We start from the raw sequence: 21,579 nt of genomic DNA, 5'->3' as shown, positions 1-21,579 counted from the left end.
CTTGATCTGTTGCCGTTTCCCTGCGGCAACGGCTGGAAGACAGCGTGGTTTTCTCGCGTCGATCGCATCGAGATCGACGCGGAGAGGCGTTCTGGCGTCGCTGTGCACGGCTTACTTCGTAGTACTATGCAGACCATTGTGCCGGCGGCAACCCGCCTGGCTGGCGCTTGGCGGTGGGGGCCGGATGTTTTTTTCGAATCTGACAGAACTGACGATGGGCCAGGGATACCGCCGGTTCTTCAGGGTCGTGCCGGCGCTGAGTGATGCGTTGCGTTCCGAAAACTACCGCATCCGGCACGAGGTGTACTGCCGTGATCTGGGTTTCGAGCCGCTGCGCTCGGACAGTCTGGAAGCGGACGATTACGACGAACGGTCGATACACTGTCTGGTACAGTCGGTGTCGACGGGCGCCTACGTGGGCTGCGCGCGCCTGGTCCTGACCGATGCCGACACACCGCAGACCCCGCTGCCGGTGGAAGTCACCTGTGCAGCCACGCTTGACCGCTCGCTGGTCGAAGCGATGGCACGCGACCGGTCGCAGATCGCAGAGATCTCGCGTCTGGCGGTGGTCGGCAACTACCGCCGCCGGCAAGGTGAGCAAGACCGGCCGATCTCGATTTCGGACGAGGATTTCGGCACCGAAACGAGGCCCCGCCAGCCCTATCTGGCCCTTGCCGTCTACCTTGGGATGATCTCGCTGGCTCGCCATTACGGCATCAGCACGCTGCTGGTACTGACCGAACCGCGGCTGGCAACGAACCTTGCACGACTCGGCGTGCGGTTCGAGCGGATCGGCGGCGAAGTACACCACCGCGGCGTGCGTTTTCCTTCACTGATGTCGGTAGACGAGGTCATCGGCGGCATGAACATCCTGGTGCGCGCACTGTTCGAGATCATCTCGCGCGAGATCAAGGAAGGCATCGATCTGGCTGGTCAGCACGCCGTACGGGCGAATCACTCACCACTTCCCTGATCGGCTGCGAACGATGCCAGCGATTCCCCTCCTGTTCGCGGTCGAGACGGCCGAAATCAGCACCGCAGGTCAGCACAATGTATAGCCTGCCCGAGCCGATCCGTCACGCCATTGAGTCAGGACGCGCGCCATCGCCGCCGCAGATCCTGCTGCGGCTCCTGCAACTGGTAGACGATGACGGCACGACGATGACCGAACTGGCGCGGCTCGTCGAGCAGGATCCCGGTTTGTGCACCCGTGTCCTGACCGCGGCGAACTCTTCGGCCATCCGCCGTGGCAAGCCGTTCCACAGTATCGAGGGCTGTCTGATGGCGCTCGGCACCCGCCTGGTTCGTTCGATTGCCACCTGCCTGTCGGTGCAGAGTCTTTTCGACGAAAGGAAGGCGACGCGGACGGTCGATCTCTCGGCGTTCTGGAGCCACTCGCTGCTGGTTGCCGAGTTGTCGCGAAGCCTCGCCACCGCAACCGGCTATCACCGGCCGGACGAAGCCTACCTGGCCGGCCTGCTGCACGATGTCGGGGAACTCCTGCTGCTCTCGGCACTCGGCGAGCCCTATCTGCAAGTCCTCGCCGTCTGCAGCGGCGAAGCCACACTGGCGGAGATGGAAACCGAGAATTTCGGTGTCCATCATGGCGAGGTCGGCACCTGGCTGGCCGATCAATGGCATCTCGACTCGCCGTTCGCCGACGGCATCCTCTTCCATCATCTGCCGGCAGAGCAGATCCTGACGGCCGCGCCGCTGCCGCAGGTGGTCTGGCTGGCGCACATGCTGGCCGGCGACAACGGCGTGCCGGAAGAACTGGTGCAAGTCGCCGGCCAGATGTTCGCCGATATCGACAAGGCGCGTCTGAGCACGCTGTGCGATCAGGCCGAGCAACGGATGTGCGTCATCGCCGACGCCATCGGCATAGCGGCTCAGGACCGGACGGCTGCTGGCGGTTCGGTCGGACTGCCGCGGGTGCACGGCCTGCGGACGCACGCCGAAGCCGCCGCCGGCGGCCAACTCGCCGATATCCTCGGCAACAAGGCCTTGCTGCAGCCCCTGCAGCGCGACCTCTTCGAGCTCGATGACGCCACCGAACTGTTCCTCGCCCTGCGCGAGTCCTTACGCATCCTGTTCGAACTGAACCATGTCGCCTTCCTGCTCTGCGACCCGCTCGATGGCCGGCTGACCGGCAAGGATATTGGCGGACAACCGGCGATTTTTGCGCATGTGCAAGTCCTTCCCGAGGCACACCGCAGCCTGGCCGCCGTCGCCGCGCTGCGGAACGTCATCTGCTCGTCGTTCGACCGCGAGCCACGACCCGCCGACTCGCTGCTCGACCTGCAGTTTGCCCGGGCCTTTTCGAGCAAGGGCCTGTTGTGCATTCCGATGCTCGGCAACGGCAGCACGGTCGGCGTCATCGTCGCCGGGCTGAGTGCCGGCGAATACAGCCGCCTGGGCCGCCGCTTGCCCTGCCTGGTCAACTTTGGCCGGATGGCCGGCTTCAGCCTGGAGAACTGGCGCCAAACACAGCGTATCCGCGAGCAGACAGTCGACGATGCTTCGGCGCGTTTCACGCGCCAGGCACGACGAATCGTCCACGAAGCGGGAAACCCGCTGACCATCATCAAGGGCTATCTCAGAATCCTCGACGGCAAACTGCCGCCGGAAACCGACGTTCGCCGCGAACTGACCGTGCTCGGCGAAGAAATCGAACGCGTCAGCACGATCGTCAGGCGGATGAGCGAGATCCCGCAGATCCTGGCCACCGAACCTGCGCTCGACATCGGCGACCTGCTCCGCGAGTTGCTGACGCTCTATCGCGAAACGCTGTTTGACGCAAAAGGCATTGCCGTCGAAACGGTCCTGCCGGGGCAGGCGATACCGATTGCCTGCGATCGCGACAGCATCAAGCAGATCCTCCTCAATCTCTTGAAGAACGCTTCCGAGGCGCTGTCCCGCGGGCAACGCATCAGGCTTTTGCTGAGCGACGATGTCGTGCACCAGGGGCGGCGCTTCGCCGAACTGAGGATCGAAGACAACGGGCCAGGCATGGGCGAAGCGGCGATCGACGCACTGCATCGTCCGGCCGCCGGGCGAATCGGCGGCGCACGCGGCATCGGCCTGTCGATCGTCGGCACGCTGACCCAGCGCCTGGGGATTCCGGTCACCTGCCGCAGCAAGCCGGGCCTGGGGACCATGATTTCGCTGCTGTTGCCCACCCCGACCGCGGCCGAGTCGCGGGTCAGCGACAGCAATACTCGCCATCAGACGATTTCGTCGCCGGACACCAGTCAGGAGTAACGATGAAGGCCATACCCCAGGTTGATTTTTCGCCGCACGTTCCCGACAGCCACAAGGAGAGCAGCAGCAACATCCTGATCGTCGACGACGAACAACGCATTCGGGCGACCTACCGGCAACTGCTATCCGCACCAGAGCGCAGCATCGAGGACTGCGGCACCGGCAGTGAAGCCATGCGCCGACTGGAAGGCCGCGACATCGACGTGCTCATCCTCGATCTCAATCTGCCCGACATCAACGGGCTGGAAATCATGGAATGGATGCTGCGCCGGCATGTGCCGACGGCCGTCGTGGTCTTCAGTGGCGACGCATCCATCGACTCGGCCATTCGCGCGTTGCGCCACGGCGCCTTCGAGTTCATCCGCAAGCATGGCGATCCTCAGGAACTGATCGACACCGTGGACCGCGTCCTCAGCCGCCGCCGCATGGAGCGGGAACACGCCATGATGACCATCCGGCTCGAACACTCCGAGCGACTGCACCGCTTTCTGGTCGAACAGTCTCCCGACATCATCTACACGCTCGACAAGAACGGCGTCTTCATTTTCGTGAACGGCCGCGTACAGGCACTGCTCGGTTACTCCCGTGAAGAACTCCTCGGCAAGCACTATTCGCTGATCGTGCATCCGGATGATCAGGAACATGCCCGCTTTGCGTTCAACGAACGTCGCATCGGCGACCGGGCGAGCACCAACGTCGAAATCCGGCTGCAGACCAAGTCCAACGGCATCCGGCATTTCGAGAACCGGACCATCGTCACCATCCTCAGTTCCCAGGGCATCTATGCCGCCCATGAAGGGCCGGCCGACCTGCACTTCATGGGCACCTCGGGCGTCGCGCGGGACATCACCGACCGCAAGAAGGCCGAGGAAACCATCGCCTTCCAGGCCTTTCACGATCTGCTCACCGGACTGCCCAACCGGACGCTGTTCAAGGATCGGCTGGGCGTGGCCCTGAAGCATGCGAAGAGAAAGAGAAAGCGGCTTGGGGTGATGTTCATCGACATCGACCGCTTCAAACTGGTCAATGACACCTACGGCCATCATGAAGGCGACGAGTTGCTCAAGAACTTCGCCCTGCGCGCGCGCGCGTGCCTGCGCTCGGGAGACACGCTGGCACGTCAGGGGGGCGATGAATTCACCGTCCTGCTGCCGGATCTGGGTAGCGGCGAAGATGCTGCGTTGATTGCGGCCAAAATGCTGACCGAACTGAAGCGGCCGTTCCAGATCGCCGGGCTGGATTTCTTCACCACGGTCAGCATCGGCATCGCCCTGTACCCTGACAGCGGCGAAACGCCCGAAGTCCTGCTCCGCAATGCAGACATCGCGATGTACCAGATCAAGGGCCAGGGCAAGAACGGCTTTCTGCAGTACTCGCCGGAGATGCACAGCGGCCACAGCATGCGGATCACGCTCGAGAACGACCTGCGCCGTGCGCTGGAAAGCGGCGACCAGTTCGAGCTCCATTATCAACCGATAATCAGCTTCAGCCAGCAGCGGATCAGCGGCATGGAAGCGCTGATCCGCTGGCACCACCCGCGGCATGGCCTGCTGAGCCCGGACGCCTTCATTCCTCTGGCCGAGGAAACCGGCCTGATCGTACCGCTCGGAGAATGGGTGCTTGAAAATGCCCTGCGACAGATGGCGGTCTGGCGTGCCAGGGGCTTCACCAGCCTGCAACTGGCGGTCAACCTCTCACCGAAGGAATTCGAACGGCACGACCTGCCGGAAAGACTCCTCGGGCGTCTCAGCGCGCATGCCATCCCGGCAGAGGTTCTCGACATCGAGATTACCGAGCACCTGCTGATGAAAGACGCCGAAAAGAACATCAACATGCTCAAGCAGCTACGACACTGTGGTGTACGGGTGTCCATCGACGACTTCGGAACCCGCTACTCATCGCTCAACTACCTGCGCCGTTTCCCGATCAATAACATCAAGATCGACCAGTCCTTCGTTCGCGACCTCAACCCGAACAACCAAAGCTCGACCTCGATCATTCACGCCATCGCCTGCATTGCCTGCAGCTTTGGCCTGCGCATCATCGCCGAGGGCGTCGAAACCGAAACCCAGAGGCAATTGCTCAGCGAACTGGATTGTGACGACATGCAGGGCTTCCTGTTCAGCCAGCCATTGAGCGCTGCGCAATTCGATGAATTCCTCACCAACAGCGTCTTCCCGTCGCCCGTTCGTCGCCATTGAGAAAGCCCCCCGCGCTGATGGACTACTCCTGCCTGGCACGCGCCGCTGCCGCACTCGATGACCCGATCGTGATCGATTGGGCCGTCCACTATTACAGCGATCTGCCGCCCCACTCGGAAGCGCGCGAACGGCTGCTCAGCCTGTGGTTTTCCGACGCCATCCTTGAACGCTGGATCGAAGCCGGTGACTTCGACACGCTCTGTATTCTCCTGCGGGAACTTCCCGAAGCCCGCTGGTCGGCCTTCGCCGCGACGATGGCCGCGCGCTGGAATGACTGGCCGCCGCGGATGGCCAGTGCGAGCGCGAAAATCCTGGCGCGTGTCGCACCGGACCTGGCAACCCGGGTGTTTGGCCAGTATCTGGAGAATCCACCTCCCTGGTCGATCGACCGGGTATTCGGCATCCTGGACAGCCTGGATCAGTTGCCCTTGCCGGCCGCCCTGCCCCTGGCCGACAAGCTGCTGCCGGTGAGCCACGCGCAGGAGCCACGGCTGTCCCGCTATTTGAGTGATCATGTTTTCCGGGCCGCCGTTGCCCTCAAGAAGACTGACGCCCTGCCCGACCTCCTTGACCACTTGTGCGCTCAGGAAGGTTCGCGTCTGGAAAGCACCGTCGAGCATATGGCCGCCTGTTTCTTTGCTCACGACTCGTACGCCGAACTCTTCCTTCTGCGCGTCAAGGGCTTTCAGTCCGTCTCTTTCCACGATCTGGCCGCCCTGTTCGAAGCCGATACGCCCCTGTCCGAGATGGACGCCATCCTCGCGTCGGACGCGCCGCTGCAACCGGCTCTGAACCTGCTGGAAAAATGCCACGTCCGCTCACCAGGCGCAACACTGGCCTGGCACACGATTCAGGGCAGCGCAGCTTTCCGCAACGCACAAGCGCCCACGGCTCTGGCAGCGCTGGTCCTGGCTGCCGTAGCGGACGCGTTCGAACGCAAACACATCGACCCGGCAAGCATGCCTGTCGACCAGGTGCTCCAACTGCTGCAACTCGATGTGCGCACCAACATCCATTCGGCGCGCCTGGTCGCCCGTTTGCAGGACTTCCCCAGGAACGAATCCGCGGCCAGCATTGCGCAACGGCTCACCGACCACAGCGACAGCTACGGGCCGGTCCACCTGGCCGAAGCGGCCGGAGAACTCGCGTATCCCGAATTCACCCCGGGGCTGATTGCCTGCCTGTCCCAAATTGATGGCGATTTCCTGTGCGAAGCCGCGCAGCGTGCACTGCTCAGGATCGGCGAACCCGCACGCGATGCGCTGATCGCGCAATGGGAACTGCTCGATCACTCGCAGCAGATCTACGGTGCGTCGGTGCTTGCGGCGGTCGGCGGGAAACCGGTCGCCGACTTCGCCCTTGCCCATGCCGATGCAATGCTCCGCGACGACGTGGAGCGCTGGTGCGACCTGGCCCTGGGCGCGCCGGACCAACGCCTGCTCGAACGGTTGCAGCCCGAGTTGCGCCGCCGGCAGACGCTGATTGACAAGACCTACTACCTGCTGTGCCGCCTGCTCGACGCGAACTGCCCGGAGATCCCCGAGTTGCGCATCGGAATCCTGGCGCGCAGAAGCCGACAAAAGGAAATGCAGGAAAACTTCGAAAGCGCGATTTTTCCTGAGCAACGCCCCGCGATGCACCTGCAGTTGTTGTGTTCCGCCTGTGGTCAGGTCAACGGTTACGACGTCAAGGGCGTGGCCATCGGCGACCCCGGCAAGGACAAGATGCTGCTGGCCGACGAGATCGCCTGCCTGTCCTGCGGCGCGTTCGACGAATTCGAGTTCGATGCCCAGGCAAAAATGGCGGTGCTCGCTGAATCGGTCGTGCTACAGGCCGCGGCGGCCGCCGGAAACACCCCGGACCCTGCGTCTCGCAGAATCCTCTTTGACCGGGTACGATCTCCCGAAGGCACCCTGCAAACGATCCCGGCAGCCTACGCGAGTCTGCACCAGAAACTGCAGCGAAACCCGCAGGATTGGCGCTCGTGGTTTCGCCTGAGCAACATCGTACTGCACATCAACCGCCCGAAAGCCGCCCTGTCTTGCCTGGAAAAGGCGCACAGCATCAACCCCCTCTCGCTGGAGACCATCATCAACCTGGCGCAGTTGCTGATCGACTCCGGACGCAAGACCGAGGCCCTGGACCTCCTGGAGGGTGCCCAAAAGGACAGGAACCGCTGGCAAACCCTGCCTGAGCGGTCCGGCGCAGCACGTGTCGAGTTTGCCCGGATGTACAACGCCCTGCGACGGGAATTCGGCCTCGGCCATGGCGACACCGCGGTTTCGCAGGTCGTCGCGCAAGCGCCAAGAGTGGGTCGCAATGACCCCTGCCCGTGCGGCAGCGGCAAGAAGTACAAGAAGTGCTGCATGGGGTGATGGGCGAGCCGCCGCGACCTGGTGCCAGGTCGGAGAAGACCCGATATGGTGCTCAACAGGCAAGGCGCCGAGCAGGCCGTCGACTTGCCATGGGTGAGCAAGCGCGCGGCTAGAACCGGATGCTGTTACGAAAATTGGTATATAAATCGGCCGTCAACAACTTTCTGATGCTGCCGGGATCTTTCCACAGATTTCGCAGCCGGACGATGATCTGGCAGACCACGATTACAGCCCACCGGAGCGCACGATTCTCCAGATTGAGGCGCGCCAGATACGGTTGAACCCGCAGTCGATCCCAACCGTCAAGATCGATGCCCGTTGCCACTTTAAAACCGAGGCAGATCTGTGCGAGGACCAGATATTGCGCCAACTCGTCCCGGCAACCAGCAGCACCAAAACGACTGTTGATGGCATGCCAGTCGATGCGCTCCCCATAGCTTTGACTGACCAGGACGAATTCAAACAATTGCCGCAACGACATCGACGCAAGATGGTACCTGGTATCGACAAGATAGCTGTGAATGATGTTGTGCATGACGAAGTGAGTCGGCGAGGGCAACAAGCAGTCGCCGCCACGCCACCTGACTGCCGTAGCATCCTGGAAGACTTCGTCACAGGAGAGCAGGTTGACGAACGACAGCAGGACCGGTTGCACATGCAGCTCAACCGCCACCGGCCAATCGGGGCTATAGATCGCCGGATAATGGTGGTGGGACAGAGCGTCCGGATGCTCAATATCTGAAATGTCTTCCTTGGGATTCACCAAGCGATAGCCCACACCCACCAGCCTGTCGAGAATATCGGGCAAGCGTGCAGCGGGAACCAGAACGTCAATATCGCTGACCATCCTTTCGCCGGAACTCGGGTAAAGTCTGCCGATCAATGCCGCCGCACCCTTGAGGAATACGGGTTGCACGCCGATACCGTTCAGCACGCCCAGGAGGTGCGCCAACTGCTCTTCGCATTGCTGGTTTTTTTCGAGACTCAGGGTATGGACTGCATCAAGATATTCGGCGACATCAGGTGGCACATCCGAAAACAACCCCTGCTCAAGCAACGCCCAGCGCAACTGAGGCGTCACCAGATGCGCGCCGGACAAGCGCAGGACCGTTTCCCACTCGTTCGCGTTCGCCGGCAATTCGGATGCGGCCAGCTTCTGCCCCAAGGCACCAAGCAGGCTGTTGCTGAGAAGCTGAAACGGTGTCCTACTGTTGGGGTTGGGCTGCAAGCAAGTCCTCAATGGCTTTCAGGGCGCTCGGCAGTTCGGAATAGGTCAGCTCGTAGGCGGGCGTTTGTTCCACAAAGCGAATCAGTTTGCGAAGCTTGTCTTCAGTCGCGGGGGTCGCAAGGGCGGCGTGAGCACCAAGCAGATGAATCATCGTCTGAAGTGGCGGCAGTGAGCTGAGGTGGGTCTGGTTGCCTTCTTTATAAGCGGGGAATACGATTGCTGACGGCGCTGATGTTGCTGGCAGCACTTCATAATTGTGCTGCGGTTCTACATGACGCATGCTGCGACCGTAGCGATTGAGCGTCGGGAGCTGTCCTAATCCGGGATAGAATTGCTCCAGAATCGGCCAGGAACCTGACTTGATGGAGAGGCAGGTTGGCAGGGGGAGCAAAGCCCCATCGTCTTCTCCGATCGCGATCACATCATCACCTACGTAGGCAAATCCATTGACTACAAGAAAGGCCGTAAGCGTCGACTTGCCTACCCCACTGCGACCTGGCATCAAAAGCCTATGGTTGCCCTTGCTAACCGCGGCAGAATGGCAATACGCCAACAAGGCGGTGTTTGAATGCTCCAGATTCAGCAACAGCTCGATGACGCACCACATCATTGCATTCACGGTCGTCACCTCCGCCAGGAGACTACCCCGAAATATCAAGCAGTAAGTTGTGTCTCGCCTCGAAACCTCGAGGACATCTGCGTCCTCGCCATTTCCAACTGCACGGTGCCTGAATCGTGAGAAAAACGATTCATTGACCTCCGGAACTGTTGAGAGCACGTTAATCAGGCTCTCGCCAAATCTGAAGCTACCACAGTATTCGAAATCCAGCTGGCTGGCGACACAAGCGGATGCCACCTCTGTGGAGAGTGACAAGGAGATAGGATAACCCGCGGCGGCGTCGCTTTTCGACTTTATGTCTTTCAGCGACGCCAAGATCTGCCCTACGTCCGATGACGCCCGTTCGAAGGAGATGCCGAAATGCTCAGCCAATGCAGAAGCTATTTCATCATGCTCGCATTCCCGGACCAACATTTCCCAAACCAGTTTCGCCGAAGGATTGAGCACCAGCATCTGGTCCGTGAGCGGAAGGTACAGGACCCACCCGCCGTCAAAGGGACAAGTAATCGGAGACGGCAAAGCACCAAATGCATTCAACTCGACCCTCTTGTTTGTCATCGGACAATCATCGTGCTTGAATTCGGCGTTCCGAAATCACCACCGTTACATCAAGAGGGTCGGTCGAATCAATGCGAGAGGTGTAAAAACACAATACCACTTATTGGTCAATCGGGAGGGCAAGGATTGCCTGGGGTAGAAACACAGACAGAGGCACGTGCATCGTTGGACTTCGTAACAGACAAAACGGCCAGTACAGCAGGAGCCGTATAAATAGCATGTTTGCCAACTATCGCCAATGCCTCACGGCGGGACATCTTGCTGGGGCGTGCCAGCATCTCCACTTCGGATGACGACTGGTTCGGCTGTTCGATTTGAGTATTCATTTCTGCACCTCAAGAGTGAGTTAAGGGGTAAGTCCAAGCGTGATTTGACCATCAGTCCACTCCGAGATCAACCACCTCTCTTAGATGCAACGACATGGTCTTCTGATTGGTTGCGCAAACACAAAAAGCATAGATCATGCCAGACTCCACGGATGGGATTTAAACTTCTGGTTTAACAAATTTTGATGCTCTTCGCCTGCTTGACCGCCCAGCTTTGATCAAGCATGTGTAAAAAATGTCGACACTCGTTGAGGCTGCCACACCCATGAGTTGAGGCTGCCACCCCCACGATGGCGGATAGAAGACAGGCAGCGCAGAGCCGTTTCGCGAGTGCTGATCAAGGATACTGCCCGCTTCAGGATCGAGTAAGATGCAACGAACGTTACGCTACTGGCACCAACCGCACGTACCCTCATGCGACTCCTCTTCGTCCATCAAAACTTCCCCGGCCAATATCGACATCTGGCTCCAGCGCTGGCGAGTTCTCCAGAAAACGAGGTCATCGGCATCGGCGAGGAGGCCAACATCAGGCGTGCGCAGGGGTTTCACCCGCGCGTCCGGCTCCTGGCCTATCCACAGCCACATGGCGCGTCTGCACAGACCCACCATTACCTGCACAGCACCGAGGCGGCGGTCCGCAGGGGGCAGGCCGTGGTGCGGCTGGCGCTCGCGCTGCGCGCGCAGGGGTTCGTACCCGACGTGATTTGCGCGCATCCCGGCTGGGGTGAAGCGCTATTCCTGAAGGATGCCTTTCCCTCGGCGCGGCTGTTGCTCTACCTCGAATTCTTCTATCGCGGCAGTGGGTCGGACATGGGCTTCGACGCGGAATTTCCGGCGTCGCTTGATGACCAATGCCGGGCACGCATGCGCAACGCCACCCAGCTGATCAGTCTTGATGCGGCCGACGCCTGCATCAGCCCGACGCACTGGCAACGCGACCAGTATCCCGCGGCCTTCCGTGAGCGCATACACGTCATCCATGATGGAGTGCAGACCCATCTGGTCTGCCCCGCGCCGGTGGATGAATTCCTGCTGCCCGACGGCAGGGGAACACTTCGCTCGGGGGATGAAGTGATCACTTACGTGGCCCGCAACCTGGAGCCTTATCGGGGCTTCCACACCTTCATGCGCGCGTTGCCGGCGGTGCTCTCAGCCCGACCCAAGGCGCAGGTGCTGATCGTCGGCGGCGACGAGGTCAGCTACGGGCGCCGTCCTGCGAACGGCGAGTGCTACCGCGAGATCTACCTGCGTGAGGCGGGTGAAGCGATCGACACCCGGCGCGTCCATTTTCTCGGGAAAGTACCCTATCGCGTGTTCCTGGACGTGCTGCGCCTGTCCTGTGCGCACGTCTATCTCACCTACCCCTTCGTGCTGTCGTGGTCGCTGCTCGAAGCCATGGCCTGCGCCTGCCCGTTGATTGCCTCGAATACCGCGCCTGTCCGCGAGGTCGTCCAGTCAGGCCGCAATGGCCTGCTGGTAGACTTTTTTTCGCCTGCGGCACTCGCCGAGAGGCTTGTCTCGGTGCTGGACAAGCCGCAGCAGATGCAGCCACTGCGTGTGCAGGCACGCCGGGATATCGAAGAGCGCTTTGATCTGGAACGTATCGCCCTGCCCCGGCTGATCAGTCTGGTCAAGGAACTGGCATCGGCGACGGGCATCAGGACCGGAGTGCTTCCGGCATCAGAGGCGATCGATCTCGCGCACGGAGAGTGATGATGTTTCCATTTTCCCAGCCGGATTGAACCGTGACCACCGCCAGATTCCTGCAGGAGCAACCGCTGTTCGGCGGGGTTGACGACCAGGCCATGGCCGCGATCATGCCCTTGATGCGTGAACTGACGTTCGCTGCCGGCGACGTGATCGTCAGCGAAGGTGAAGAGGGCGATTCGCTGTTCGTGATCTGCAGCGGCTCCGTCGAAGTCCTGAAGGCCGACCCTGAGCAGGACGCTCAGGTCGCGCAGCGCATCGCCGTGCTGCATGTCGGCGATGTCTTCGGCGAGATGGAGTTGCTCGATACGCAGCACCGCTCGGCGACCGTGCGCGCGCTGGAGCCGGTCGCCGCTCTGGGCTTGTCCAACGGCGACCTGTTCCGCATTTACGAGTCCGACCTGCCGACCTTTGCCCTGATCGTCATGAATCTGGCGAGGGAACTGAGCCGCCGCCTGCGCAGTATCGACGACCTGGCGGTGCATTACATGAGCGCACCCAGGCGCTCCAATATCCAGTGAAAATCCCCGTGACCCTGCCGGCGGCAGCTTCTCGCGTCAACGACGAGCCATTTTCTCCTGCCTCGCGCGCAGCGCCGTCGCGAGCCTTCCGGACAGGGTGACCTGCCCTGCTCAACCGTAAGCGGTACGGTTCCGGAAAAAATGGGGGGGCGCCCTGCGGCGCCCCCCCATTTCCATACCTTTGCTCCGGCACCTGGGGCCGAATGCCAATTCTGCTAGGCGAACAGCCACCCGGCGTCAGTGACCGGCACCTGGCGACTGGCCAGTTCATTCAGCAGGTCGGCGATCCCCGGCAGCACCACCCCGGCGGCAGCAGCGTCATCCGCCGAGACGTTGAAGTACACGTCGGTCATGCTCACCGCCTGACCGTCGGACAGCGTCGCACTGCTGCGCTCCAGGTGGATGTTGCCCTGGTGGTCAAGGAACGGCAATTCGGTGTAGCCGGTGACCAACTCGCTCACACCAGCCAGAGCCAGGCTCAAGAGTTCGCCGGCGTCGGTCTGGTGGTTCCCGTTGACGTCGCGCCAGATCGACAGATCGGCAAAACCGACATCCGAGGTGTTGACCAGGCCATCGTTGTTGCTGTCGTAGGCCGCCAGTTGCGCGAAGCCCGCGCCTTTGGCCGTGCCACCGAACAGTTCGCTGATGCCGTCGATCGTGCCGTTGCCGTTCTTGTCCACCGCAAGGAAACCGTCACTGCCCGAAATCCAGCCCGACGCCACCGCACTGCCGTTGCCGAAGAGATCGAAGCTGCCGCCGGAATTCGCGCGGCTGATGGTCTGGATGCCGTTGCCGTCGAGATCGATGACGATCGGGGTGATGCCGGCGTCGCGGGTCAGGTCATTCTGGCCCGAAACCAGCGTGAAGGCGTCGGTCTTGCTGACGTTGGTCTTGGAAATCGCATCGCCGGCAACGTCGGAGTCTTTGGCGTCATTGTTCACACCACTGATCTTGGCGTCCTTGACTGCCCACTTCCAGTCACTCATGTTGTAAGTGCCGCCCCAGTGACTGTTCGAGAACGAGACGTTGGTCTTGTCGAACTGCAGCATGTAGGTGCCGGGATTGAGATTGGAGAACAGGTAGTTGCCGCTGCTGTCGGTGTAGGTCGTCGCCAGCACACTGGTGCCGGTGGCATTCAACAACTGGACCTTGATATTGCCGATCCCCCCTTCTCCGACGTCCTGCACGTTGTTGTGGTTCCAGTCTTCCCAGACTTTGTCGCCCACCGACGCCTTGCGGAACAGGCCGGCATCCCAACTCGTATCATCCTCGTCGGCAGAGAGTGTGGTCAGGGCCGTGATGCCGCTGCTGTTGATGTCACTGTCTTTGGCGTTGTCGCTGCCCTGGTCCTGCTTGGTCACGCCATAGCCGCTCGGCGCAACCACCTGCACCTTGTAGTCGCCGGGGTTCAGGTTGCTGAACAGGTACTTCCCGGAACTGTCGGTGGTGGTGGTGGCAAGAACGGTGTTGGCGCTGTTGAGCAGTTTCACCGTGACATTGGCAATGCCGCTCTCGCCACCATCCTGCACACCGTTGTAGTTCTTGTCTTCCCAGACAAAGTCACCGATGCTGGCCTTGGCCACCGGCAAGCAATAGTCGGGAGCACACACCGCTACCTTCTCTACTTTGAAGTAGTCTTCCGGCGAGGTGTCGGTGGTGTCGGCAGCGATGATCACCACGTTTCCGGTCACCCCTCCGGCATTCAGGTCGGCCCAACGTGCGGAGCTCAGAGTGGTGGTGTTCACCTCGCTGAAGCTCATGCTCGAAAGCACGCTGTTGTCCATCGTGGTGATGGTACTGGCCGAATTGCCGATCCATACCTTCATGTCGCTGTCGTTGACCACGTAGCCCAGATAAGCCTGGTCGAGTTTCACGCTCTGCGAGAACTGCAGCACGACGTAGTTGTTGCGGCCGACATTGTCCACGGTATGGGTGTTACCACTGCCGGTACCCTCGCTTGAATCGGTGACGCCCAGTCCACCACTGTAAGCGCCAAGCCAGGCGGACTGCCAGGTGTTCGTGGGCGTGTTGTCGGAGAGTTTGCTCTGGCTGAACGCGCGCGCCGTCACCGATACCCCGGTCAGGGCATCCGTATAGGTGCGCGAGTTGCCGTCGGTGCCATCGGTCGCACTGCTGCCGCTGAAGTCGAAGGTCACCGGACGGCAATCCGGCGTCAGGCCGGCATCCAGCGTTGGGTTGTTCTCGCCCGAAGCCAGTTTCACGACCTGCGTCTTGCCGGTGACCAGGTCGGCATCGGAGTCGGTCGCATCGGTCGCGGCTGCCGCGTCCTTCGTGGTGAAACTGTAGCCCGTCAGTGGCACGAACTGCACCTGATACTCCATGCCGGGGGTCAACCCGGTGAAAGCATACTCGCCAACATGGCCACTAGCCGCACTGGTAGTAGTCGTGGTGATCGTGTTGTCGCTGGTGGTAGCGATCTTGCCGTCAGCGCCGCCGCCGATCAGTTTCACGGTCGCGCCCGCGACACCAACTTCGCCGCCGTCCTGCACACCGTTACCGTTGCAGTCCAGCCAGACCTTGTCTCCCAGCGAAGCGGTCTGGTAAACGCCCGCGTCAATCCTCGGGTTGTTCTCGCCCGAGCTTAGTGTAACGATCTGACTCAACCCGCTGGTATTGGCGTCGGAGTCCTGGGCGTCGTCGCCGCCGAGATCTTGGCCAGTGTAGGTGTAACCCGCGGGTTTGCTGAACTGAACCTGGTATTCGATGCCCGGCGTCAGGTCGGTAAACTGGTAGAAGCCGTCGGTACCGGTAGTGGTGGTCGTACTGGTGTTGTCGCCAGTGGTGACAATCTTGCCGTCGGCGCCGCCGCCGATCAGAGTGATGGTCTGCCCGCTGATGCCGGTCGCGCCGTCATCCTGCTTGCCGTTGCCGTTAGTGTCCACCCATAGCCGATCGCCCAGGCTGGCGGTCTGGTAGATGCCCGCGTCAATCGTCAGGTTGTGCTCGTTCGGGGCCAGCGTAACGATCCCGGTCTTGCCGTCAGCAGGGTTTGCGTCGGAGTCGATGCCGTCAGAACCGTTGCTGCCGACGTCGGGAGTGGTGAAGAAGCTACCCGTCGGCTTGATGAACTGCACCTGGTATTCAACGCCCGGAGCCAGATCGGCGAACTCGTAGTAACCATTCGAGCCAGTGACGGTGGAGATCGTGGTGTCGCCGATACCGTTGATCTTGCCGTCGGCGCCTCCGCCGGTCAGCACGACGGTGACGCCTGTGACGCCGACTTCGTCGGAATCCTGCAGGCCATTGACGTTGGCATCAATCCAGACGTAGTCACCGAGGCTGGCCCTGGGGGCGGTATTATCGTTCGAGTCGGTATAGAAACCCTGGTCGATTGAATGATTGAACTCGCCGGGATTGAGATAGATCTTCTCGGAATAAATCTGCCCCGAGAGTTGTTTCACCCCGTTGCTGTCCAATTGCGTATCCGAACCCTGTGTGGCAGGGCTGACTCCGTTCAAATGCGATGGCTTGACAAACTCCACTTGATATTCGAGCCCTGGCGTGAGTCCCTTGAACTCATAGTAACCAGTTTGAACGCCTGCAGTATGCGGATCGTCGCCGGTCGTGGTGGTCGCGAGCAGCTCGATCCCCCCGTCAAAGCTCCCATTGCCATTCAGGTCACGCCACAGGTTGACCGTGGCTCCGTCAATGCCGGTGCTGCCGTCGTCTTGAATGCCGTTGGCGTTAACGTCATCCCATACATAGTCACCCAGTTTCGCCGAAACACTCTGTATAATTTGCGGTTGGCGAAAAAGTCCAGTTGAATTCCGTACGTCAAGAATAACTGCGATCTTTTCTCCGACATCGGGAACGTATCCCTCGTGAGTGATGGCCTCATTTACAATCGTCGCCACACGGCCTTGGTCAGCACTACCAATAAAGGGACTGGCTGACCAACCGTCACCAAGCAATTGATAAATCGACTGCTGGATGTCGCCATACGTGAAAAGGCCAGATACCCCGGTTACGGTATAATAAGGAACATGTACATAAGGTGTACCATTAATAATCGTATCGTAGAAATCTGTACTGCTGACAACGCTGTTGTTCAACAGCCAGTTAATGAGATCGAGATTTTCGAGGAACGGCTGTGACGACCCGTCCTCAGGAATGGCATTCTCTCCGGGCAAGAGGGTAGCGTTGGTATCATTACCGATACCGGCAAACGCAGCATTGGCACGAAGAATGTTGTATTCGTAACTCGAATATACGGTCGCATTGACATAATTCGAGCCATTAACGATTAATGCTGCTTCATCCACACACCATCCGTCGTACCATCCGGTCAGGTATGCCGCAGAATCAGAAGCACTAACTTCTAAATTGTCGTAGCTTGGAGCGTCATATGTCAAATCGGAATGGACGTTACCGGGACTAATTCCCGGGCTATGAAAAGTGAACGATAGTCTTGGGGGCTGATAAGCGGGCATTTTATTTCTCCTCGATTTCTGTCAAATAGGTTCTCGGTACCGCTGCTCGGGCCAGATTCATCGAGTAATCGAGAACGCACGTTTGCAGCACACTCAACTCAAAGCTTACTTACTCTTGCCGATTGGATTGCCAAAGCCAGAATTTCTGTACAAAATTGGGCACGTAACGAGGTCGTCGGCGCATTTACAAACATGACGGGCAAAAAACCAGCGCATGAAATATTTTTCAATCACGCTCTTCACCCTACAAGCTCAACACCAGGCGGGAACAGCTGCAGACCACCCCGCCAAGCGCATCCCCGTGCGACAAGGTAACCCACCAGTTACCACCAACCAGACACACACGCCCCTAAAGCAAAAAAGATGCCCGAAATCAAACCCTGCTGATTTATTGAAATTCTCGACTCATGACGGGAGGTCATGAGTATGTGGCTGTCAAATTTTCCGACACCTCATGCGAAGGAGGCCACCGGCACCACGGGGGCAGGCTTGCCTGCGCCCCGCTCGAACTGCCGCACGCGCAGCACTGAGCGCGAGGAGAGACGCGACCAGCCGGGATCTGGTTCAGATCGAGCCCGATCATCCACAGGAGTCAGTCAGAGGCGAAGATATTCCGCGCGCTTCCCGACAGATGAACTCGAACACCTCTGAACAGCGGGCGGTTTGCCAGCCGCCCGCTGACAGCCTCGTCCGCCGCCAACCCCTCAACGATTCACATCAACCACCACCCGCCCCCGCACCTTGCCTGCGAGCAGTTGCGGCGCCAACTCGACAACTTCCGAGAGAGCGATTTCATGGCTGATGGCATCGAGGCGGGTGATGTCGATGTCGCGGGCGAGACGTTCCCAGGCTTCCTGCCGTACGGGCAGCGGCGCCATGACGCTGTCGATCCCGTAAAGCGTAACGCCGCGCAGGATGAACGGCGCGACTGTGGCCGGGAAATCCATTCCCTGCGCCAGGCCGCAGGCGGCCACGGCGCCGCGATAGCGGGTAGTGGCGCAGGCGTTGGCCAGGGTGTGGCTGCCGACGCTGTCGATCACGCCGGCCCAGCGCTCCTTGCCGATCGGCTTGCCTGGCGCTGAAAGTTCCTCGCGATCGATGACCGTCGTCGCGCCAATTGATTGGAGGTACGCGGCTTCGGCCACGCGGCCGGTCGAGGCCACGACCTGGTAGCCGAGCCTGGCGAGCAGCGCGATGCTGATGCTGCCGACGCCACCGCTGGCGCCGGTGACCAGAATCTCGCCGTCCTGCGGCCGGATGCCGTGCTTTTCGAGAGCCAGCACGCAGAGCATCGCGGTATAGCCGGCGGTGCCGATGGCCATCGCCTGGCGCGGTGTCAGCTTCGGCGGCAGCGGCACCAGCCATTCGCCCTGCAGGCGCGCCATTTGCGCGAGGCCACCGCAATGCGTCTCGCCGACGCCCCAGCCGTTCAGCAGCACCTGATCACCCACCTTCCACGCCGGGTTGCTGCTCTCGATCACCGTGCCGGCAAGATCGATCCCCGGCACCATCGGAAAGCGGCGGACCACCGGCGCCTTGCCGGTGATCGCCAGGCCGTCCTTGTAGTTGAGCGTCGACCACTCGACACGCACGCTGACGTCGCCGGCCGGCAAGACCGCGTCGTCGATCTCCTGCAACTGTGCCCGGTAACCGGCTTCATCCCTGGTGATCAGGATGCCCTTGAACATGTTGATTCTCCTTTGCTGTGGGAACGTGAGGTGGCGTTGCGGTTCGCCGGCGCGGCCGCGCCGCGGGACAAGCCGGCGACGCCGCGGTCCTGCCCGGAGGCGATAGTGTGCTTTTGCTTCCAAATCGCCGCAAGCCCGTTGCGCTTCCCGGCCACCTGTCGGAAAACTTTACATTCGGAATCCCCGCCCTGCCGGCAGCCGTCGGCCTCTGCTTCGGGCGGCGCGCGCGGCGGCCCTAGCCGGCGCCGCCCGCACGCCTAGGGAATGAACGACCACTCGATCTGGTCGCTGCGCTCGCAGCCCGCGGTCATCGCCCGGCAAAGGTCGATGAACTCGCGCATGCCGGCAGTCTGGAACTTTCGCCGCTGCCAGAGGAACTGAAAATCGCGCCGCAGATCGAGCTCGGGCGTCTCGATCGCGACCAGGCTGCCGCGCCGGAAGGCCTCGCGCAGCGCCAGGCGTGAAATGCAGCCGATGCCGAGGCCGAACTCGACGGCACGCTTGATCGCCTCGGTATGCTCCAGTTCCAGGCGGATATTCATGGCCGAATGGTGGTGGCGCAGCGCCTGGTCGAGCGTCTCGCGCGTCCCCGACCCCGGCTCCCGGACGATCCACGCCTCCCCGGCCAGTTCCGCGAGCGTCGCCGAGCCGCGGCGCGCCAGCGGGTGCGCCGGCGCGCAGAACACCACCAGTTCGTCGGCCACCCAGGGTTCGACGTGCAGGTCGGGGTGCCGGCAAGTGCCTTCGATCAGCCCCAGATCGAGTTCATGGCGCGCCAACTGGTCGATGATCGCCGCCGTGTTGTGCACCCGCAACTGCAGCGTGCTCTCCGGGTGGCGCTTGAGAAAATCGGCGACGATCAGCGTCGCCAGGTAGTTGCCGATGGTCAGCGTCGCACCGATGCGCAACAGGCCGTAGCCGGCGCGGCCTTCGAGGACGTTTTCGATGGCCGCCGCACGCTCGATCAATTCGACCGCCTGCGGCAGCAGCGCCTGTCCGAGTTCGTTCAGGCGCAGCGTCTTGCCGAACCTGTCGAAAAGCTGCGTGTCGTATTGTCGTTCGAGTTCGGCGAGCGCCGTGCTGGTCGCCGACTGCGACAGTGCCAGCGTCGCGGCGGCACGCGAAACGCTCTCGTGGCGGGCCACCTCCACAAAGATACGGAGCTGCCGCAAGCTGAAGCGCATATCCAGTTTCCAGATATCGTTTATTCAAAAAACCACTTTTACAAATATAACATGAGCCCCTACGATGCTCCGGGTCAACCGCACAACAAGGGCAAGACCATGAGCAACTTTTCCGCGCAACGCGTCCTCTCGGTGCATCACTGGAACGAGAGTCTGTTCAGCTTCCGCACCACGCGCGACCCCGGCCTGCGTTTCATCAACGGGCAGTTCCTGATGATCGGCCTGCCCCAGGAGGGCCGCCCGCTGACCCGCGCGTACAGCATCGCCAGCGCCAATCACGACGAATACCTCGAATTCTTCAGCATCAAGGTTCCCGACGGTCCGCTGACCTCGAAGCTGCAGCACCTGGCGGTTGGCGACGAAATCGTCGTCAGCCGCAAGCCGACCGGGACACTGGTCCTGCGCGACCTGCGACCGGGCCAGAACCTCTACCTGCTGGCCACCGGCACTGGCCTGGCGCCGTTCATCAGCCTGATCCAGGACCCGGAGACCTACGAGCGTTTCGAGAAGGTGGTGTTGATCCATGGCGTGCGCTGGGTGAAGGACCTGGCTTACAGCGATTTCATCCGCGAAGAGTTGCCGAGTCACGAATTCTTCGCTGACCTGGTGCGCGACAAGCTGATCTACTACCCGACCGTGACCCGAGAGGCATTCCGCAATCAGGGCCGCATCACGCAACTGGTCGACAGCGGCCGGCTGTTCGCCGACATCGGCCTGCCGCCACTCGACCCGGCACGCGACCGGGCGATGGTCTGCGGCAGCCCGGCGATGATCAAGGATTGCTGCGGCCTGCTCGACACGCGCGGCTTCCAGGTTTCGCCGTATATCGGCGCGCAGGGTGACTACGTGATCGAGCGCGCCTTCGTCGACAAGTAGCCGCTCCGCACGGCCGGCGCTCGCCGATCAGCGCCGTTGGCCAAGGGTGCGAATGAAACTATGGTCGCGCGGGCATTGCCGATATTGACACTCCCTCCCCTTCAAGGGGAAGGTCGCGTCAGCGACGTTTGCGATTGGACGGGACGGGGTGGGGATGGGGTCAACAGCGAAGCAGCATCCCCGGATTCGTGTTGCAACGCCATCCAGATAGCCTCTACCACTGCGTCAGTTTCCTGTAACACCTGGTTGTTCCAAAATCGCATGATGCGGAAGCCGGCCTCATGCAGTCGGCGATCACGCACCTGATCTGCCTCACAGTCTTGGTGCTGGCCGCCATCGACCTCCACTATCAACCGCATTTCCAGGCACACGAAATCGAGCACGTACCCCAGGAACGGATGCTGGCGGCGGAATTTGAAGCCCGTCATCTGCCGACCGCGCAGATATTTCCACAAGCGATTTTCAGCATCGGTCATGTGGGTTCGCAGCTTTTTCTGAAGCGCGTTGTCGAGAACCGAACGATTCGTCTGCCCCTTCATACACCTATTCCATTGTCCATTCCTGCTCCGCTACCCCATCCCCAC

Annotated in this window: 13 protein-coding genes; 7 read left to right on the top strand and 6 right to left on the bottom strand. The window is 61.0% G+C overall.

Annotation, left to right across the window (positions count from 1 at the left end; genetic code table 11):
* Positions 1–184: 184 nt before the first annotated feature.
* From AC15MQ_RS15370 to AC15MQ_RS15355, 4 genes are all read left to right on the top strand, one after another.
* On the top strand, positions 185–973 hold the full coding sequence (locus AC15MQ_RS15370; RefSeq protein WP_483080539.1) for a PEP-CTERM/exosortase system-associated acyltransferase: 789 nt from the start codon (positions 185–187) through the stop codon (positions 971–973).
* A gap of 77 nt (positions 974–1,050) precedes the next feature.
* Complete coding sequence (locus AC15MQ_RS15365; protein ID WP_483080538.1) at positions 1,051–3,261, top strand: HDOD domain-containing protein; 2,211 nt, start codon at positions 1,051–1,053, stop codon at positions 3,259–3,261.
* Positions 3,262–3,263: 2 nt separating this feature from the next.
* Positions 3,264–5,462 carry a putative bifunctional diguanylate cyclase/phosphodiesterase gene (locus tag AC15MQ_RS15360; protein ID WP_483080537.1) on the top strand — a complete coding sequence of 733 codons (2,199 nt, stop codon included), beginning with the start codon at positions 3,264–3,266 and terminating at the stop codon, positions 5,460–5,462.
* A gap of 17 nt (positions 5,463–5,479) precedes the next feature.
* Positions 5,480–7,837 carry an SEC-C metal-binding domain-containing protein gene (locus AC15MQ_RS15355; RefSeq protein ID WP_483080536.1) on the top strand — a complete coding sequence of 786 codons (2,358 nt, stop codon included), beginning with the start codon at positions 5,480–5,482 and terminating at the stop codon, positions 7,835–7,837.
* A gap of 109 nt (positions 7,838–7,946) precedes the next feature.
* Here AC15MQ_RS15355 and AC15MQ_RS15350 read toward each other — a convergent pair whose 3' ends face one another.
* Both AC15MQ_RS15350 and AC15MQ_RS15345 read right to left on the bottom strand, forming a co-directional pair.
* Positions 7,947–9,065 carry a nucleotidyltransferase domain-containing protein gene (locus AC15MQ_RS15350; protein WP_483080535.1) on the bottom strand — a complete coding sequence of 373 codons (1,119 nt, stop codon included), beginning with the start codon at positions 9,063–9,065 and terminating at the stop codon, positions 7,947–7,949.
* Positions 9,043–10,242: a PqqD family peptide modification chaperone gene (locus AC15MQ_RS15345; RefSeq protein ID WP_287654736.1), complete on the bottom strand. Its 1,200-nt coding sequence runs from the start codon at positions 10,240–10,242 to the stop codon at positions 9,043–9,045. Before AC15MQ_RS15345 ends, AC15MQ_RS15350 begins: the two co-directional genes overlap by 23 nt.
* Positions 10,243–10,982: 740 nt before the next feature.
* Here AC15MQ_RS15345 and AC15MQ_RS15340 point away from each other — a divergent pair.
* Entirely contained in the window at positions 10,983–12,281 is a 1,299-nt protein-coding gene (locus AC15MQ_RS15340; protein WP_483080534.1) for a glycosyltransferase family 4 protein, read from the top strand.
* Between the two features lie 32 nt (positions 12,282–12,313).
* Positions 12,314–12,796, top strand: a complete 483-nt coding sequence (locus AC15MQ_RS15335) for a cyclic nucleotide-binding domain-containing protein (protein WP_287669565.1) — start codon at positions 12,314–12,316, stop codon at positions 12,794–12,796.
* 215 nt (positions 12,797–13,011) lie between these two features.
* Here the strand turns inward: AC15MQ_RS15335 and AC15MQ_RS15330 are convergent, their stop codons facing one another.
* The 3 genes from AC15MQ_RS15330 to AC15MQ_RS15320 form a co-directional block, all read right to left on the bottom strand.
* Complete coding sequence (locus AC15MQ_RS15330) at positions 13,012–17,247, bottom strand: SdrD B-like domain-containing protein (RefSeq protein WP_483080533.1); 4,236 nt, start codon at positions 17,245–17,247, stop codon at positions 13,012–13,014.
* Between the two features lie 704 nt (positions 17,248–17,951).
* Positions 17,952–18,935, bottom strand: coding sequence for an acrylyl-CoA reductase (NADPH) (gene acuI, locus AC15MQ_RS15325; protein ID WP_483080532.1), 984 nt, complete (start codon positions 18,933–18,935; stop codon positions 17,952–17,954).
* A gap of 257 nt (positions 18,936–19,192) precedes the next feature.
* The gene (locus AC15MQ_RS15320; protein WP_483080531.1) at positions 19,193–20,119 is read right to left on the bottom strand and encodes a LysR family transcriptional regulator; all 927 of its coding nucleotides are present in this window, start codon (positions 20,117–20,119) and stop codon (positions 19,193–19,195) included.
* Between the two features lie 99 nt (positions 20,120–20,218).
* On the opposite strand from AC15MQ_RS15320, the gene AC15MQ_RS15315 reads away from it, so the two are divergent.
* Complete coding sequence (locus AC15MQ_RS15315; protein WP_287654753.1) at positions 20,219–20,995, top strand: ferredoxin--NADP reductase; 777 nt, start codon at positions 20,219–20,221, stop codon at positions 20,993–20,995.
* Between the two features lie 101 nt (positions 20,996–21,096).
* Here the strand turns inward: AC15MQ_RS15315 and AC15MQ_RS15310 are convergent, their stop codons facing one another.
* The gene (locus tag AC15MQ_RS15310) at positions 21,097–21,534 is read right to left on the bottom strand and encodes an endonuclease domain-containing protein (protein ID WP_483080530.1); all 438 of its coding nucleotides are present in this window, start codon (positions 21,532–21,534) and stop codon (positions 21,097–21,099) included.
* Positions 21,535–21,579: the final 45 nt, after the last annotated feature.

The sequence above is a fragment of the Candidatus Accumulibacter propinquus genome (genome assembly GCF_056856495.1).
The sequence above is the reverse complement of the archived record's forward strand: the minus strand, read 5'-3'. Positions and strand labels throughout refer to the sequence as shown.

Excerpts from the sequence above, each read along its gene's own strand:
- AC15MQ_RS15320 (WP_483080531.1), bottom strand. The coding sequence starts at position 20,119 with ATGCGCTTCAGCTTGCGGCAGCTCCGTATCTTTGTGGAGGTGGCCCGC.
- AC15MQ_RS15330 (WP_483080533.1), bottom strand. The coding sequence starts at position 17,247 with ATGCCCGCTTATCAGCCCCCAAGACTATCGTTCACTTTTCATAGCCCG.
- AC15MQ_RS15370 (WP_483080539.1), top strand. The coding sequence starts at position 185 with ATGTTTTTTTCGAATCTGACAGAACTGACGATGGGCCAGGGATACCGC.
- AC15MQ_RS15315 (WP_287654753.1), top strand. The coding sequence starts at position 20,219 with ATGAGCAACTTTTCCGCGCAACGCGTCCTCTCGGTGCATCACTGGAAC.
- AC15MQ_RS15365 (WP_483080538.1), top strand. The coding sequence starts at position 1,051 with ATGTATAGCCTGCCCGAGCCGATCCGTCACGCCATTGAGTCAGGACGC.
- AC15MQ_RS15340 (WP_483080534.1), top strand. The coding sequence starts at position 10,983 with ATGCGACTCCTCTTCGTCCATCAAAACTTCCCCGGCCAATATCGACAT.
- AC15MQ_RS15310 (WP_483080530.1), bottom strand. The coding sequence starts at position 21,534 with ATGAAGGGGCAGACGAATCGTTCGGTTCTCGACAACGCGCTTCAGAAA.
- acuI (WP_483080532.1), bottom strand. The coding sequence starts at position 18,935 with ATGTTCAAGGGCATCCTGATCACCAGGGATGAAGCCGGTTACCGGGCA.
- AC15MQ_RS15345 (WP_287654736.1), bottom strand. The coding sequence starts at position 10,242 with ATGACAAACAAGAGGGTCGAGTTGAATGCATTTGGTGCTTTGCCGTCT.
- AC15MQ_RS15360 (WP_483080537.1), top strand. The coding sequence starts at position 3,264 with ATGAAGGCCATACCCCAGGTTGATTTTTCGCCGCACGTTCCCGACAGC.
- AC15MQ_RS15355 (WP_483080536.1), top strand. The coding sequence starts at position 5,480 with ATGGACTACTCCTGCCTGGCACGCGCCGCTGCCGCACTCGATGACCCG.